Source organism: Zoogloea sp. LCSB751 (genome assembly GCF_002028455.1).
In the GTDB taxonomy this organism is placed as follows: Bacteria; Pseudomonadota; Gammaproteobacteria; order Burkholderiales; family Rhodocyclaceae; genus Zoogloea.
The window spans coordinates 1-259 of sequence record NZ_MWUM01000331.1; the positions used below are offsets into that span (position 1 = coordinate 1).

1 protein-coding gene is annotated in these 259 nt (G+C 37.1%); it reads right to left on the reverse strand.

All coding sequences use genetic code 11. The features are described 5' to 3' along the window. Positions 1 to 49: 49 nt before the first annotated feature. Positions 50 to 259 (reverse strand): hypothetical protein (locus tag B4920_RS30145; protein ID WP_216820087.1); only part of this gene is annotated, 210 nt, incomplete at its 5' end.

The following is a 259-nucleotide window of genomic DNA, read 5'->3' on the forward strand; positions in this document are numbered from 1 at the left end:
ATTACTGCAGGAAATATCACCGCAGCAAGCAATATATTTTTCTTGTTTATCATAAATCTGTAATTATATCTGAGGATTTGAAATCAGGTTCTGAAATTTCGCCTAAAAGTAAGGAATTTTTGTGAACCGGAAAAAGTAAGCCTTCCGGAAGGCTTTTCCAAAAATGTACTGACTGTTTATATCTGTTTTTTACTGAAATCCATGTTCTGAATTCGTACGGCATTGAGGATAGCCAGCAGCGCAACACCCACATCGGCAA